15 protein-coding genes are annotated in these 13955 nt (G+C 74.9%); 3 read left to right on the top strand and 12 right to left on the bottom strand.

Annotated elements, in window-relative coordinates; all coding sequences use genetic code 11:
* The first annotated feature begins 4 nt into the window (after window positions 1–4).
* Window positions 5–1030 carry a hypothetical protein gene (locus tag ACZ6Q9_RS07965; protein WP_396828237.1) on the top strand — a complete coding sequence of 342 codons (1026 nt, stop codon included), beginning with the start codon at window positions 5–7 and terminating at the stop codon, window positions 1028–1030.
* Between the two features lie 51 nt (window positions 1031–1081).
* Here ACZ6Q9_RS07965 and ACZ6Q9_RS07960 read toward each other — a convergent pair whose 3' ends face one another.
* The 12 genes from ACZ6Q9_RS07960 to rimP form a co-directional block, all read right to left on the bottom strand.
* Entirely contained in the window at window positions 1082–2407 is a 1326-nt protein-coding gene (locus ACZ6Q9_RS07960; protein WP_396828239.1) for an MATE family efflux transporter, read from the bottom strand.
* A gap of 47 nt (window positions 2408–2454) precedes the next feature.
* A complete protein-coding gene (locus tag ACZ6Q9_RS07955; RefSeq protein ID WP_393452564.1) occupies window positions 2455–3318 on the bottom strand; it encodes a DMT family transporter in 864 nt (287 codons plus the stop codon).
* 367 nt (window positions 3319–3685) lie between these two features.
* Entirely contained in the window at window positions 3686–4198 is a 513-nt protein-coding gene (locus ACZ6Q9_RS07950) for an adenylate kinase (protein WP_396828241.1), read from the bottom strand.
* 538 nt (window positions 4199–4736) lie between these two features.
* A complete protein-coding gene (locus ACZ6Q9_RS07945) occupies window positions 4737–4946 on the bottom strand; it encodes a DUF6186 family protein (protein ID WP_393266999.1) in 210 nt (69 codons plus the stop codon).
* Window positions 4946–5353, bottom strand: coding sequence for a hypothetical protein (locus ACZ6Q9_RS07940; RefSeq protein WP_350680576.1), 408 nt, complete (start codon window positions 5351–5353; stop codon window positions 4946–4948). Before ACZ6Q9_RS07940 ends, ACZ6Q9_RS07945 begins: the two co-directional genes overlap by 1 nt.
* Window positions 5354–5439: 86 nt before the next feature.
* Window positions 5440–6417 carry a bifunctional oligoribonuclease/PAP phosphatase NrnA gene (locus ACZ6Q9_RS07935; protein WP_396828423.1) on the bottom strand — a complete coding sequence of 326 codons (978 nt, stop codon included), beginning with the start codon at window positions 6415–6417 and terminating at the stop codon, window positions 5440–5442.
* Window positions 6418–6518: 101 nt separating this feature from the next.
* A complete protein-coding gene (gene rbfA, locus ACZ6Q9_RS07930) occupies window positions 6519–6998 on the bottom strand; it encodes a 30S ribosome-binding factor RbfA (RefSeq protein ID WP_393451767.1) in 480 nt (159 codons plus the stop codon).
* 241 nt (window positions 6999–7239) lie between these two features.
* On the bottom strand, window positions 7240–7533 hold the full coding sequence (locus ACZ6Q9_RS07925; RefSeq protein ID WP_091096658.1) for a DUF503 domain-containing protein: 294 nt from the start codon (window positions 7531–7533) through the stop codon (window positions 7240–7242).
* An 87-nt stretch (window positions 7534–7620) separates the two neighbouring features.
* Complete coding sequence (infB, locus tag ACZ6Q9_RS07920) at window positions 7621–10620, bottom strand: translation initiation factor IF-2 (protein WP_396828243.1); 3000 nt, start codon at window positions 10618–10620, stop codon at window positions 7621–7623.
* Between the two features lie 93 nt (window positions 10621–10713).
* Window positions 10714–11046 (bottom strand): YlxR family protein, encoded by a 333-nt coding sequence (locus ACZ6Q9_RS07915; protein ID WP_350704988.1) that lies wholly within the window; start codon window positions 11044–11046, stop codon window positions 10714–10716.
* Between the two features lie 16 nt (window positions 11047–11062).
* Window positions 11063–12106, bottom strand: a complete 1044-nt coding sequence (gene nusA / locus ACZ6Q9_RS07910; protein ID WP_357453215.1) for a transcription termination factor NusA — start codon at window positions 12104–12106, stop codon at window positions 11063–11065.
* Window positions 12103–12804 carry a ribosome maturation factor RimP gene (rimP, locus tag ACZ6Q9_RS07905; protein WP_393266621.1) on the bottom strand — a complete coding sequence of 234 codons (702 nt, stop codon included), beginning with the start codon at window positions 12802–12804 and terminating at the stop codon, window positions 12103–12105. Before rimP ends, nusA begins: the two co-directional genes overlap by 4 nt.
* Before the next feature lie 230 nt (window positions 12805–13034).
* On the opposite strand from rimP, the gene ACZ6Q9_RS07900 reads away from it, so the two are divergent.
* On the top strand, window positions 13035–13484 hold the full coding sequence (locus tag ACZ6Q9_RS07900) for a hypothetical protein (protein ID WP_357693945.1): 450 nt from the start codon (window positions 13035–13037) through the stop codon (window positions 13482–13484).
* Window positions 13481–13933, top strand: a complete 453-nt coding sequence (locus ACZ6Q9_RS07895; RefSeq protein WP_393451761.1) for a ferritin-like domain-containing protein — start codon at window positions 13481–13483, stop codon at window positions 13931–13933. Before ACZ6Q9_RS07900 ends, ACZ6Q9_RS07895 begins: the two co-directional genes overlap by 4 nt.
* Window positions 13934–13955: the final 22 nt, after the last annotated feature.

Below are 13955 nucleotides of genomic sequence, written 5' to 3'. Positions count from 1 at the left end.
CCGAATGAGCACCGACCAGCGGCCGAACGAGCCGACCGCGCCTTTCGACCCGTACGCCGACCAGCCCGCGGAGCCGGTCCGCGTCCCGACCTGGATGCGCGAGCCGGAGACGGAGCGCGCGCTGACCCGCCCGGAGCGGTTGCGGCTGGGCTGGGCGAGGCAGAGCGGGAAGCTGCTGGGCGGCGTCGCCGCCCTGGTGACGCTCTCGTTCCTCGCGGTGGTGGGCACCATCGGATTCGGCGTCTACGAACGGGTCCGCGACAACGAGCCCATCCTGCCCGACCGCCGGGCCGTGCCCGGCCAGGTCCGTCCCACTGACGCCGACGGCAACTCGGTGAGCCCGTGGGCGGCCACTCCGGCGGAGTCGTTCGCCGCCGGGAAGGACGCCATCGTCCTGCCGCCGGCGAAGACGGCCGCGCCGTTCACGGCGAAGCAGGTCGCCGAGGGTCTGGCAAAGGTCCGGCAGGCGCTCGTCGAGGGCCGCGTCGACAGGTCGATGCTGGTGGTCAACGACCCGGAGCCCTTCCTCGGGCTGATCGCGCCCGACAATCGGGACGACGTCCGGCGCGACCTGGCCGACGGCGCGGCGCTGAACTACGTGACCCGGGTGGACGACAAGGCCGACCCGCGGCTGGACAACGCCGACACCGTCCGCGCCCGGGGCACCGTCACCTACCGGGCGACCACCGATGCCGACGGCTTCCGGGTGTTGGAGATCACCACCAGCTTCATCTGGGTCTACCACTTCGACCTCTGGCGGGCGCAGGAGTACCCGCCGGGAGCCGAACTGGTCACGGTGCGCGACGAGGTGGTCTGGCACCTGCCGCACCCCGACGACGTGCGGCCCTCCTCACGGGGGCTGTGGGTGCACGAGGCGGCGAGCACCCTGTTCAACGCCGACTGCGCCGGAATCAAGCGGGGCTTCCTGGCCTTGGCCCCCGAGGAGCCGCTGCGCAGCCGGCCCTCGGCACGGCCGACCGGCAACGTCTACGACCCGGGTTGGCGGCCCGGCGACGGCGAAAGCTGCTGAGCCGCGACGACCCGAGCGCCCTTGCTGGCGCTCCCACCTCGCTGGCGGCGGTCAGCGCACCGCGCCGACCACGGCCCAGCCGCCCGAGCGCAGCCGCAGCAGCAGGGCGACCAGCCGGATCACCACGAACAGCGTGAGCCCGGCCCAGATGCCGCCGAGCCCGAGGTCGAGCCCGTACGCCAGCCAGATGGCGGGCAGGAAGCCGCCGAGGGCGGCCACGATGGTCAGGTTGCGCAGGTAGCGGACGTCCCCGGCGCCGATCAGCACGCCGTCGAGGGCGAACACGACGCCGGCCAGCGGCTGCATCGCCACGAACCACGGCCAGGCCAGCATCGCCTGGTCGCGTACCTGCGGATCGGAGCTGAACCAGCCGGGGACGACGCCGGCGCCGGCGGCGATGAGCACCGCGAACGCCACGCCGCAGGCACCGCCGAGCAGCCCGATCCGGCGGGCGAGGGCCCGGGCCCCGGCGTCGTCGCCGCCGCCGAGCGCGGCGCCGACCAGCGACTGGGCGGCGATGGCGAGCGCGTCGAGCACCAGCGCGGTGAAGAACCAGAGTTGCAGGGCGATCTGGTGGGCGCCCACGGCGGCGGCCCCGAAGCGGGCGGCGACGGCGGTGGCGGAGAGGAAGCTCGCCTGGAACGCGACGCCCCGGATCAGCAGGTCCCGGCTGAGCACCAGTTGCTGCCCGATCAGCCGGGGCCGGGGCCGCAGCGGGACCCGCTCGGCGACCAGCGCCCCGGCGAAGAGCGCCCCGCCGATGGTCTGGGCGACCACGTTGGCCACCGCGGAGCCGACCAGGCCGAGGCCGAGCGGGTAGACCAGCAGGGGGCAGAGCACGGCGGAGAGCAGGTTCGGCCCGAGCACGAACGCCAGCGGCCGGCGGGTGTCCTGCACGCCGCGCAGCCAGCCGTTGCCGGCGGCGGCGAGCAGCAGGCCCGGGGCACCGAGCGCCGCGACCCGCAGCCACTGCGCGGCGGCGTCGGCCACCTCGCCAGGGCCTCCGGCGAGCGTACGCGCCAACGCCCCGCCGCCGACCTGCATGCCGACCGCGACCAGCACGCCCACCCCGAGCGCCAGCCAGGAGGACTGCACGCCCTCGGCGACGGCGGCGGCCCGGTCGCCGGCCCCGAAGCGCCGGGCCGACCGCCCGGTGGTGCCGTACGCGACCACGGTGCCGAGCCACGCGATGAGGGTCAGCACCGTGCCGCCGACGGCGAGCGCGGCGAGCGGCACCCGGCCGAGGTGCCCCACCACCGCCGTGTCCACGAGCACGTAGAGCGGTTCGGCGGCCAGCACCACCAGCGCCGGCAGGGCGAGCGCGGCGATCCGGCGGGGTGACGCGGCGGGGGCGGCGGCGACGGCTGGCTGACTCATCGCCGCCGATCCTGGCACGGGCACGGTAAGGATCGCAAGCTATCAGATCACTTACCGGGTAACAGGTGGACGACGGTCACGGCACCGAGCAGGAGCACTCCCCCGACGGCCACCCCCACGGGCAGCGTCTCGCCGACGAGCCACCCGGCGAGCAGCACGGCGGTGAGCGGCTCCGCCAGGGTCGACAGCGCGGCGGCGCTGCCCGTGGTGGTGCGCAGCCCGGCGTAGAACAGGGCGTACGCCACGGCCGTGGTGACCACCCCGAGATGGACCAGCAGGCCGACGGGCGCGAGCCGGGCCGGAACGGCGATCCCCCCGGCCAGCGCGACCGGCGCCAGAGCCACCGCGCCCACCACGACGGAGACGGTGGTGAGCGTCATCGGCGCGACACGACGCGCGGCGTGCCGGCTCAGCACGATGCTGGCGGCATAGCCGACACCCGAGCCGAAGGCCGCGAGCAGGCCGAACAGCGGGCGCGGCGCGGCGGCGCCCGGCTGCCCGGCAGACACCGTGACGAGCACGAGGCCGGCGACGCCGGCCACCAGGGCGCCCAGCAGGGTCCGCCCGGGCAGCCGCCGCACGCGCAGGGTCTCCCACGCGAAGATGAGGACCGGGGCGAGCCCCAGGCTGACCAGCGTGGCCACCCCGACGCCGCCCGCCGCGACGGCGACGAAGTAGAGGGCCTGATAGGCCCCGAGACCAACCCCGATCAGGACGAGGACCACCGGTTCCGACCGCAGCGCCGCCAGCACCGGTCCCAGCCGGTGCGCCACGAGGGCGAGCAGCGCCACCGCGCCGATGGCGAGGCGGTAGAAACCGATGCCTGCCGGCGTCAGCGCGGTGGATTCGCGGACGAGTTGCACGGCGACACCGGTGGTGCCCCACAGCACGGCGGCGACGGTGACGTACAGCAGGCCGACGCGAAGGCCGGCAGGGGACGAACGGCGGGGTTCTGGGGTGGACGGAGATGCGGACGACCAGGAAAGGGACGATCGGGACACGGGTGCGCTCCACGGAAGAATCGAGCCGCTGACAGAGGTGACGTCTGTCGGAGCGCACACAGGACGGACGGGCCGCGGGCGGCGGTGGCTCGGCCGGGATCGGCGGGAGGCCCGTCGTCCGGGCAGGTCGCACCGCGAAGGCCGGTGGTCACCCGGGCTCGGGGGACCACCGGTGGCGTGACGCTCCGGTCAGGAGCGCGGTGGGGGCAGGACGCCGCGGAACGACCTCATGCGCGGACCCTATCGCAGCGCGTCCCCGCCGGCCCGGGTTTTCTGCTCACGCCGGAGGCAGCTCGGCGAGCCAGCGGCGCACCTCGGCGCGGCTGCGCAGCCGGACCACCGGCAGCGCCGGCGCGTGCGTGGCGACCGCGGCGAGCAGCCGGGGCCGGGACCGGCGCGGATAGCGCCACACGTACCGGAGGAACTCGGCGTCGATCTTCTCCGGACAGCCGGGCGGGAGGTCGGGGCGGCCGGTGGCGCGGTACACCCACCGGCGGCGCAGCACCCGGCCGAGGCAGAGCAGCCGACCCGGGTCGCAGAGGACCAGCAGGTCGGCGCGGGGCAGGCGGAGGTCGAGGGTGCCGCCGTAGTTGCCGTCCATCACCCAGGACGGCCGGGCGGCGAGTTCGGCGACCGCGGCACGCCAGCGGGCATCGTCGGGGGCCACCCAGCCGGGCTGCCAGAAGTGCCGGTCCAGGTGGATCAACGGAAGGTCGAGCCGCTGCGCGACCTCGCGGGAGAGCGTGCTCTTGCCGGCGCCCGAACTGCCGGCGACGAGGATCCGACGCATGCGGCGACGGTAGCGGCCCGCCGGGGGCGCCCGCGACCGACGACGGGTGCGGGGCGGACAGCGACGGGCGCCGGACGGACGGTGACGCCGTCGGCGAAGGCCGTCGGCGGCGTCACCGCCGGTCGGCCTGGGTCACTGACGGGTGTCCATCGAGGTCTGCAGCGCGCGGCGCATCTGCTCGCGGGCCTCGTCGGTGGTCTCGGGCTTGGGCTTGCTCGGCATGGTGGTGGTCCCCTTCCAGGGCGCGGGCAGCCGCCGACGCGACGGCGGCCCTCACGGGCGGCGTGCTGAACGCCCGGCAGCGGTCCGGGGTCACCGGAGCGGCTGGTGGGCAGCGGGTGAGCCCGGGTCGGTCCGACCCTGGAGGGAGGCGTTGCCGGGTGTGGCACCACCGCCCACGACCGGCGCCGCCACACGACGCCGGCCGATTCCCAAGTTATCGTTCAGGTCCACATGCTGCCCACGGTTCCCGCGATCTGGACTCACATTGGTCCGTCGGGTCGTCCCGGGTCGCGGACCGGCGGGGGGAGGCCGGCGGTCAGCGGGCCAGGAAGTGCCAGCCGAGCCACCACCAGAAGCCGAAGAGCCCGATCCGGCCGACCGGCACCGGCCCCACCTCGTAGCGCATCACGTACGCGCAGACCTCGCCGAGCGTCGGGATCCGGGAGCCCTCGCGCCGGGCCGCCCACTCGACGGCGGCGAAGAGCACCAGCGCGGCCAGGAAGCCGCCGATCGCCATCGCCCGCATCATCGCCGCACCAACCCCCAGAACGCGGACAGCCAGGCCAGCCAGGCGGCCGACCGGACCAGCCGGTCCTCCAGCATCGGATCCGCCAGCCGGGAGAAGGTGGGGAAGTCGTCCCCGACCGCCAGCACGAACGTGGCCCCCTCGAAGACCCCGAAGACCACCACCGGAAGGGCCCACCAGGCCGCCGGGGCGCCGAGCCGGCGCGGGGCCGGCCGCCGGGGCACCCGGTTGCTCAGGCCCAGCCAGATCAACACGCCGCCGGTGCCGAGGGTCCAGAGGTTGGCCTCCGTCGAGAACGACGGGAATCGGCCGCCGACCAGCGAGAGGCAGACGAGCACCGGCACGGTGACGGCGGGACGGTCCCAGGCGCGGGGCGCCTCGACGGTGAGGTCGTGGGGCTGCTCCATCCCGCGATTCTCCCCGGACTCGCCGAGCGCGGGAAGACGGACACTCCCCGGAGCTGACCCTGATCTTCCCGTGCGGGCCCGCCGGGTCAGCGCCGGTCGGGCCCGGTCAGCGCGCCGTCGAGCTCCGCGCGGATCCGGTCGACGACCTCGTCGACCGTCCCCCGCCCGGTGAATCCGGCGGCGAAACGGTGCCCGCCGCCGCCCAGCGCGACCGCCACCCGGCTGACGTCCACCGCGCCCTTGCTGCGCATCGACACGGCCCAGTCGCCGGTCGCGGTCTGCTTGACCACACAGCTCACGTCGGCCTCTGCGGTGCACCGGACCGAGTCGATCAGCGCCTCCAGCACGTACGCCGGCTGGTCGTGCCGGGCCAGGTCGTCCTGCGTGGCGTACGTCCAGACGAGGCCGTGCCCGACGGCCGCGGCCGGCTCCAGGCGCGCCCGGCCGAGCACCTCGCCGAAGAGGCGGACGGCGCCGAACGGCCGGGTGTCGAAGATCCGGCGGGAGATGTCACCGGGGCGGATGCCGGTGGCGATCAGGCGGGCCGCGAGCTGGTGCACCGCCGGCGTGGTCGCCTCGAACCGGAACGAGCCGGTGTCGGTGCTCAGGGCGACGTAGAGGCACTCCGCGATCTCCGCGTCCAGCGCGACGCCGAGCCGGGCGAGCAGCTCCTCGGCGACCACCGAGGTGGCCGCCGCGTGCGGGTCCACCAGGTTGACCCGGCCGAAGCGGGTGTTCGACGCGTGGTGGTCGAGCACCAGCGCGCCGCCGGCCGCGCCCAGCCGGTCGACCAGCTCGCCGAGCCGGGACTCACTGGCCGCGTCGAAGCAGACGACCAGATCCGGGTCCGGGTACGCCTCGGTCGCCGGCACGAGCAGGTCGAGCCCGGGCAGGCCGCGGAACGGCTCGGGCACCTCCGGCGGGCCGGGGAAGGTCGCCTGCATCCGCCGTACGCCCAGCCGACGCAGCCCGAGCCCGAAGCCGAGCATGCTGCCCAGCGCGTCGCCGTCCGGGTTGACGTGGCAGATCAGCAGCACCCGCCCGTCCGGCGGCAGCCCCCGCACCGCCGCGACGGCCGCCGCCCAGTCCGCCTCGGCGGGGCCGGAGTCGGCCGGTGGCGTCGCCTCGGCGAGGGTGCCACCGGCCGGACCGCCGGACGGTTCGGTCACCGCTGGTCCCCGCCCCGGGGCGGAGCCTCGTCCTCGTCCTCGTCGTGGGCCTCGTCGTCGGAGTCCAGCCGGTACGGCTGGGCCTCGCCCGCGTACGCGGCCCTGGCGGCGAGCCGCTGCACCTCGGCGTCGGCGGTGCGGGCCTGGGCGAGCAGGTCGTCGATGTGCTTGACCTGGTCCTGGACGTCGTCGAGGACGAAGGTCAGGGTCGGCGAGTGCCGCAGGCCGAGCGCCTTGCCGACGGTGCTGCGCAGCATGCCCTTGGCGCTCTCCAGCGCCGCGGCGGTGCCGGACTGGGCCGCCGCGTCGCCGAGCACCGTGTAGAAGACGGTCGCGTCGCGCAGGTCGGCGGTGATCCGGGCGTCGGTAATGGTGATCATGCCGAGCCGGGGGTCCTTGATCTGGCTGCGCACCACCGACGCGACCAGTTCACGCACCCGCTCCGCGTGCCGGCGTACCTTGGCCGGATCCGACATTTCGCCACCTCCACGGCGTCCCGTTCCCGGCCGTCACCGGCGACGCGGAGCGCCCCGGAGCCGACCGGCCAACATCTCGAACACTACCCGCGCGGCGACCGCCGCCGCGCGTCGCCGGCGGTGCGCCGGCCCGGCCCGACGCCCGGCACACCCGCACCACCGGGGTCGTCACCGCCCGCCGCGCGCACCCGCGCCGCCGGGCGTCGGCACCGCCCGCCGGACGCGGGCACCCGCGCCGGCGTCAGTCCTCCTCGCCGTAGAGCCGCCGGCGCACCGAGAGCAACTCGGCCTCCGGCCGGCCGGCCACCAGGCGCTCGCAGGAGTCCAGCACCTCGCGGACGTGCGACGCCTCGGCGGCCACCACGGCCACGGCTATCTCGGCCCGACCGTGCAGGTCGAGCGCCCCGACCTCGGCGGCCGAGACCTCGAAGCGGCGCAGGGCCGCCACGATCGGGCGTACGTATGATCTCTTGGCCTTGAGCGACCGGGAGTCGCCCGGCAGCAGCAGGTCGAAGACCGCGGTTCCGGTGAACATCGCCCCGGACGATACCCGGACGTACCCCCACATGATCAAGGGGTTTACGCCTTTCGGCGTAAACCCCTCGATCAGTGGTTCACCGGATCAGGCGCGAGCCTTCTCCCGCATCTCGAAGGTCTCGATGATGTCGCCGACCTGGACGTTGTTGTAACCACCCAGGGTCAGACCACACTCGAAGCCCTCGCGCACCTCCGTGGCGTCGTCCTTGAACCGCTTGAGCGAGCTGATGGTGAGGTTGTCCGCCACCACCGAGCCGTCGCGCAGCAGGCGCGCCTTGGCGTTGCGCCGGATGATGCCCGACCGGACGATGCAACCGGAGATGTTGCCGACCTTGGACGAGCGGAAGACGTCGCGGATCTCCGCGGTGCCCAGCTCGACCTCCTCGTACTCCGGCTTGAGCAGCCCCTTGAGGGCGGCGTCGATCTCCTCGATGGCCTGGTAGATGACGGTGTAGTACCGGATCTCCACGCCCTCGCGGTCGGCCATCTCGCGGACCTTGTTGGAGGCCCGCACGTTGAAGCCGATGATCGTGACCGCCTCGGACGAGGCGCTCGCGAGCATGACGTCGCTCTCGGTGATCGCACCCACGCCCCGGTGGATGATCCTGAGCTGGACCTCCTCCGGGATGTCGAGGTTGAACAGCGCGTCCTCGAGGGCCTCCACGGAACCGGAGACGTCGCCCTTGAGCACCAGGTTGAGCGAGGTCTTCTCGCCCTCCTTGAGCTGCTCCATGAGCGTCTCGAGGGTGGCCCGGCCACGGGAGTTGGCGAACGCCGCCGCCCGCCGCCGCGCCTGCCGCTGCTCGGCGATCTGGCGCACCGTGCGGTCGTCCTCGGCCGCCAGGAAGGTGTCACCCGCACCCGGCACCGCGGTCAGACCGAGCACCAGGACCGGACGGGCCGGACCCGCCTCGGCGACCTGGTTGCCGTTCTCGTCGAGCATCGCCCGGACCCGGCCGTGCGCCCCACCGGCGACGATCGAGTCGCCCGCCCGCAGGGTGCCCTTCTGCACCAGCACCGTCGCCACCGCGCCGCGGCCCTTGTCCAGGTGCGCCTCGATGGCCACACCCTGCGCCGGCCCGTCGATCGGAGCGGTCAGCTCCAGCGACGCGTCGGCGGTCAGCAGGACCGCCTCGAGCAGGTCGTCGATGCCGATGCCGGGCTTCGCCGCCACGTTGACGAACATCGTGTCGCCGCCGTACTCCTCGGCGACCAGCCCGTACTCGGTCAGCTGCTGGCGGACCTTGTCCGGGTTGGCCTCCGGCTTGTCGACCTTGTTGACCGCCACCACGATCGGCACGTCGGCCGCCTTGGCGTGGTTCAACGCCTCGATCGTCTGCGGCATCACGCCGTCGTCGGCCGCCACCACCAGCACCACGATGTCGGTCACCTGGGCACCACGGGCACGCATGGCGGTGAACGCCTCGTGACCCGGGGTGTCGATGAAGGTCACCGCCCGGTCCTCGCCCTCGTGCGGGACGTGGACCTGGTACGCGCCGATGTGCTGGGTGATGCCACCCGCCTCGCCGGCCACGACGTTCGCCTTGCGGATCGCGTCGAGCAGCTTGGTCTTACCGTGGTCGACGTGACCCATGACGGTCACGACCGGCGCACGGCTGACCAGGCGGTCCTCCGCGACCTCGGCGTCGAGGTCGATGTTGAACTGCGCGAGCAGCTCGCGGTCCTCGTCCTCCGGGCTGACGATCTGCACGTTGAAGCCGAGGTGCTCACCCAGCAGCTGCAGGGTGTCGTCGGAGCACGACTGGGTCGCGGTGACCATCTCGCCCAGGTTGAACATCTCCTGGACCAGCGAACCCGGGTTGGCGTTGATCTTGTCGGCGAAGTCCGACAGCGAGGCGCCACGGGAGAGCCTGATGACCTGACCCTGACCCCGGGGGGCACCCGAGCTCATGGTCGGGGCCGACAGGTTGTCGAACTCCTGTCTGCGCTGCTTCTTGGACTTGCGACCACGGGTCGGCCGGCCACCCGGACGCCCGAAGGCACCCGCGGCGCCACCGCCGCGGCCACGACCGCCGCCACCGGGACGACCACCGCCACCAGCCGGGGCACCCGGACGGAAACCGCCGCCGGGAGCACCGCCGCCGCCACCACCGGGGCCGCCACGGTAGCCACCGCCACCGCCGCCGCCACCACCGGGACCGCCGCGGAAGCCACCGCCACCGCCGCCGCCACCGGGACGGAAGCCACCGCCACCGGGACGACCCGCGCCGCCGCCGGGGCCGCCACGCCCGCCACCGGGACCGCCGGGGCGACCCGTGGTGGGCCGCTGGCTCGGCATGGAGGCCGGGCTGGGCCGCGGCGGCATGGAGGCCGGGCTCGGCCGCGGCGGCATGCCCGCCGGGCTGGGCCGGGGACCGCCGGCACCGGCGGCCGGCGGCCGCTGCTGCTGACCGCCCTGGATGCCGAACGGGTTGTTGCCGGCGCCGCGCGCCGGCGGGCGACCACCCGGCCGGGCACCCGGGCCCGGCTGCGGGGCGCCGGGACGACCCGCGGCCGGGGAACCCGGACGGGGCGGCACGGCGTTCGGGCCGGGACGCGGACCCGGACGGGGACCGCCCTCGGTCGGGGGCTCCCGTCGGACGTTCTCCCGCTGCTGCTGGCGGGCGGCCTGCGCGGCCTTGACCGCGGCCTCCTGCTCAGCCTTCAGCGCGGCGGCGCGCGCCTCGGCGGCCGCCACCTCGATGTCGTGCGCGCTCGCCGGCTTGGCGACCGGGGTCGCCGGCTGCGGCGGGCCGGGGACCGGGCCCTTGGGCTTCGGTCCAGGGGTCGGCGCGGCCGGCCGCCGCGGCGGCATCGGCTTGGCCGAGACCCGGGGGGCACCCGGGGTCGGGGACGGCGTCGGGGTCGGTGCCGGGCTCGGGGCTGCCGCCGGAGGGGCGGTCGGCGCCGAGGACCCACCGGCGGACGCGACGAATGCGCCACGCAGACGTCGGGCGACGGGCGCCTCGACGGTGCTGGACGCGGACTTCACGAACTCGCCCATCTCCTTGAGCTTGGCGAGAACGGTCTTGCTTTCGACCCCGAGCTCTTTCGCAAGCTCGTGTACGCGGGCCTTACCTGCCACTGCACTCCTCACTCCGAGGTCGTGCGGGCAGCACCCGCAGCGACCTCACTCGTGCACTTGAAGCCTGGTCATTTCAGGGACTTCATCGTGTGCTCATGTCGGTCGTCCTACCTTGCTAGCGACCCTCGCCCGGTCGGGCTGACCGGACGTAGTGGTTGGCGCATCGACGTGCTCCGCGAGCTCACCGTGGTCGAGGACCCCGGTGACGCGCAGCGCCCGCCCGAAGGCGCGCCGCCGCACCGCTTGCGCGAAGCAGGCCGGATCCGGGTGCATGTTCGCTCCCCGACCCGGCAGCCTGCGGGCCGGATCGGGCCGGAGGCTGTGACCAGCCTCGTCGCCGACCGCGACGATCCGCAGCAATTCGCTGGCCGGCGCACGTCGCCGGCAACCCACACAGGTGCGCTCCGGCAGCGCGCGTCGTACCACTGGAGAAAGTCTACCCCTAGGCGCCCGAGATCGCGCTGCCCGGCTCCGGGACGTGATCAGCCCCGCTCCGGCCGCTCGCCCCGGCCTGCTCCGCGTCGGACCGGATGTCGATCCGCCAACCGGTCAGCCGGGCAGCAAGCCGGGCATTCTGCCCCTCCCTGCCGATGGCGAGGGAGAGCTGGAAGTCCGGCACCGTCACCCGGGCCGTCCGGGTGGCCAGGTCGACCACCTCGACCCGCAGCGCCTTGGCCGGCGACAACGCGTTGCCGACGAAGGTCGCCGGGTCGTCCGACCAGTCGATGATGTCGATCTTCTCGCCGTGCAGCTCGCTCATCACCGCGCGGACCCGCTGGCCCATCGGGCCGATGCAGGCCCCCTTGGCGTTCACGCCCTGGGCGGTGGAGCGGACCGCGATCTTCGTACGGTGACCCGCCTCACGTGCGATCGCGCCGATCTCGACCGTGCCGTCGGCGATCTCCGGCACCTCGAGCGCGAAGAGCTTCTTGACCAGCGCCGGGTGCGAACGGGACAGGGTGATCTGCGGGCCGCGCATCCCCTTGGCCACGTGCACCACCACGCAGCGGATCCGCTCGCCGTGGACGTACCGCTCGCCGGGCACCTGCTCCGACTGCGGCAGGACGCCCTCCAGCTTGCCCAGGTCGACGGTGACGATGCCCTTCTCCGCCCGCGCCTCGTGCGCCTGCACCACGCCGGTGACCAGGTCGCCGTCGCGGCCGACGTACTCGCCGAAGTGCACCTCGTCGGTGGCCTCCCGCAGCCGCTGGAGGATCACCTGCTTCGCGGTCATGGCGGCGATCCGGCCGAAGTCGTGCGGGGTGTCGTCCCACTCCCGCACCACCGTGCCGTCGTCGTCCAGCTCCTGCGCGTAGACCAGGGCCGCGCCGGACTTGCGGTCGATCTCCACCCGGGCGTGCGGTTCCGCCCCCTCGGTGTGCCGGTAGGCCGTCAGCAGCGCGGTCTCGATCGCCGCGAGGATCGTGTCGAACGGGATCTCCCGCTCGCGCTCGAGTGCGCGCAGCGCCGCGAGGTCGATGTTCACCTCTCCTCGTCCTCCACATCATCTTCGTCGTCGAAGTCGTCGGTGTCGTCCATGTCGTCGGGTTCGTCCGTCTCCTCGATCTCGTCGAGGCGGTGGAACTCGACCTGCACCCGGCCGGGGCCGAGCTCGGCGTAGGTCCACGTGGTGCGGCCGGTGTCGGTCTCCAGCACCACGCGTTCGTCGTCGGCCTCGACCACCCGGCCGGTGACCTGCCGGTCGCCGGCGGGCTGCCCGGCGCGCTGCCCGGGCGGAGCGCCCGCGCCGCGGGCGGTCACCTTGACCAGCCGCCCGACGTTGCGCCGCCAGTGCCGGGGCAGGGTCAGCGGCCGGTCCACGCCCGGGGAGCTGACCTCCAGCTGGTATTCCCCGGCGACGATGTCACCCCCGGACTCCTCGGCCGCGTCGAGGGCCGCGGAGACGGCCCGGGAGACCTCGGCGACGGCGTCCAGGTTGATCCCGCCGTCGGCGTCCACGATCACCCGCACCACGTGCCGGCGGCCCGCCCGGGAGACGGTGAGCTCCTCCAGGTCGTAGCCGGCGCCGGCGACCACCGGCTCGATGACCTCACGCAGCCGGGCCCGCCGGGCGGCGAGGTCGCCGCGCGGGCCGCCGGCGCGTTCCCCGCCCCGGGGGGCGTCGGCGCGCCGGGGTCTGCCCGCCGGACCCGTCGACCTCGTGGCACGGCCACGCTGCGTCATCTCCGCACCCTTCTCGTGATCGACGGCGCCCCGATCGGTCGCCATGCCGGTATGCCACCGGAGCTGACGCGCCGGTGGCTGCGCAGAGCGTAACGCGCCTGCCGGGCACCGGACCGGGCGGCGCACCGACGCCGGTGGCCCACGTACGGCCGGTGATGGTGTTGACTTGTCCGGTGGCGACGGGCAGAACGACACAACGCGGCGGAGCAACCGGGCATTCCCGGCGAACGGTGCTGCGCGCCGGGGCGCTCCTGGCACTCGGCGGCGCGACGGCGCCACTGACCGGCTGTGATCTTCTCGACCGCGACGACGATCCCAGTCCCGGGCCCGACCCGCTCACGCCGCTGCTCGACGAGGCGCTCCGGCTCGCCGCCGGGCACCGCGACGCCGCCGCGGCGCACCCCGCGCTGGCCGGCCTGCTCACCCCGATCGCCGAGGCGCACGGCGCGCACGCGGCCGAGCTGGCCCGGGTGATCGGCGTGCCGCTGCCCTCGGCGCCCGCCGCGGCCACCCCCGCCCCGGCGGCCGACCCGGCCGCCGCCCGGGCCGCGCTGCGGGAGCGCGAGCGCACCGGCCGGGAGACGGCGACCAGTGCCTGCGCGGCGGCGCCGGCGGAGCGGGCCGCCCTGCTCGCCTCGATCGCCGCCGCCCGGGCCACGCATGTGGAGGCGCTGAAGTGACCGCACCGACACCGTCACCGACCGGGCCGGCCGGAGCCCTGGGCGCGGCGCTCACCGCCGAGTACGCGGCGATCTGGGCCTACGGCCCCATCGGGGTACGCCTCACCGGCGCGGCCCGGACCGCCGCCCGCGAGGCGGAGGCCGCGCACCGGCGCCGCCGCGACGACCTGGTGATGCAGCTGAGCGCGGGCGGCGGCAGCGTCCCGCCCGACCGGGCGGGCTACGCCCTGCCGTTCCCGGTGACCGACCGGGCGAGCGCGCTGCGGCTCGCCGTCGAGGTGGAGGAGCGCACCGCGGCGTTCTGGCGGGCGGCGGTGCCCGCCACCACCGGCGCCGACCGCGACCGGGCGCTGGCCGCCCTGGTCGAGTACGCCCTGCGGGCAACCCGCTGGCGCCGGACGGCCGGAATCACCCCGCTGACCGTGCCGTTCCCCGGCCGGCCCGCCTGACCGCCGCTGCCGGCGGTGACGC

The organism is Micromonospora sp. NPDC049139 (genome assembly GCF_055586845.1).
This window is presented reverse-complemented; position numbering and strand designations above follow the sequence as displayed.

Excerpts from the sequence above, each read along its gene's own strand:
- ACZ6Q9_RS07940 (WP_350680576.1), bottom strand. The coding sequence starts at position 5,353 with ATGGAGCAGCCCCACGACCTCACCGTCGAGGCGCCCCGCGCCTGGGAC.
- ACZ6Q9_RS07965 (WP_396828237.1), top strand. The coding sequence starts at position 5 with ATGAGCACCGACCAGCGGCCGAACGAGCCGACCGCGCCTTTCGACCCG.
- ACZ6Q9_RS07945 (WP_393266999.1), bottom strand. The coding sequence starts at position 4,946 with ATGCGGGCGATGGCGATCGGCGGCTTCCTGGCCGCGCTGGTGCTCTTC.
- rimP (WP_393266621.1), bottom strand. The coding sequence starts at position 12,804 with ATGACGCAGCGTGGCCGTGCCACGAGGTCGACGGGTCCGGCGGGCAGA.
- ACZ6Q9_RS07960 (WP_396828239.1), bottom strand. The coding sequence starts at position 2,407 with ATGAGTCAGCCAGCCGTCGCCGCCGCCCCCGCCGCGTCACCCCGCCGG.
- rbfA (WP_393451767.1), bottom strand. The coding sequence starts at position 6,998 with ATGTCGGATCCGGCCAAGGTACGCCGGCACGCGGAGCGGGTGCGTGAA.
- ACZ6Q9_RS07950 (WP_396828241.1), bottom strand. The coding sequence starts at position 4,198 with ATGCGTCGGATCCTCGTCGCCGGCAGTTCGGGCGCCGGCAAGAGCACG.
- ACZ6Q9_RS07925 (WP_091096658.1), bottom strand. The coding sequence starts at position 7,533 with ATGTTCACCGGAACCGCGGTCTTCGACCTGCTGCTGCCGGGCGACTCC.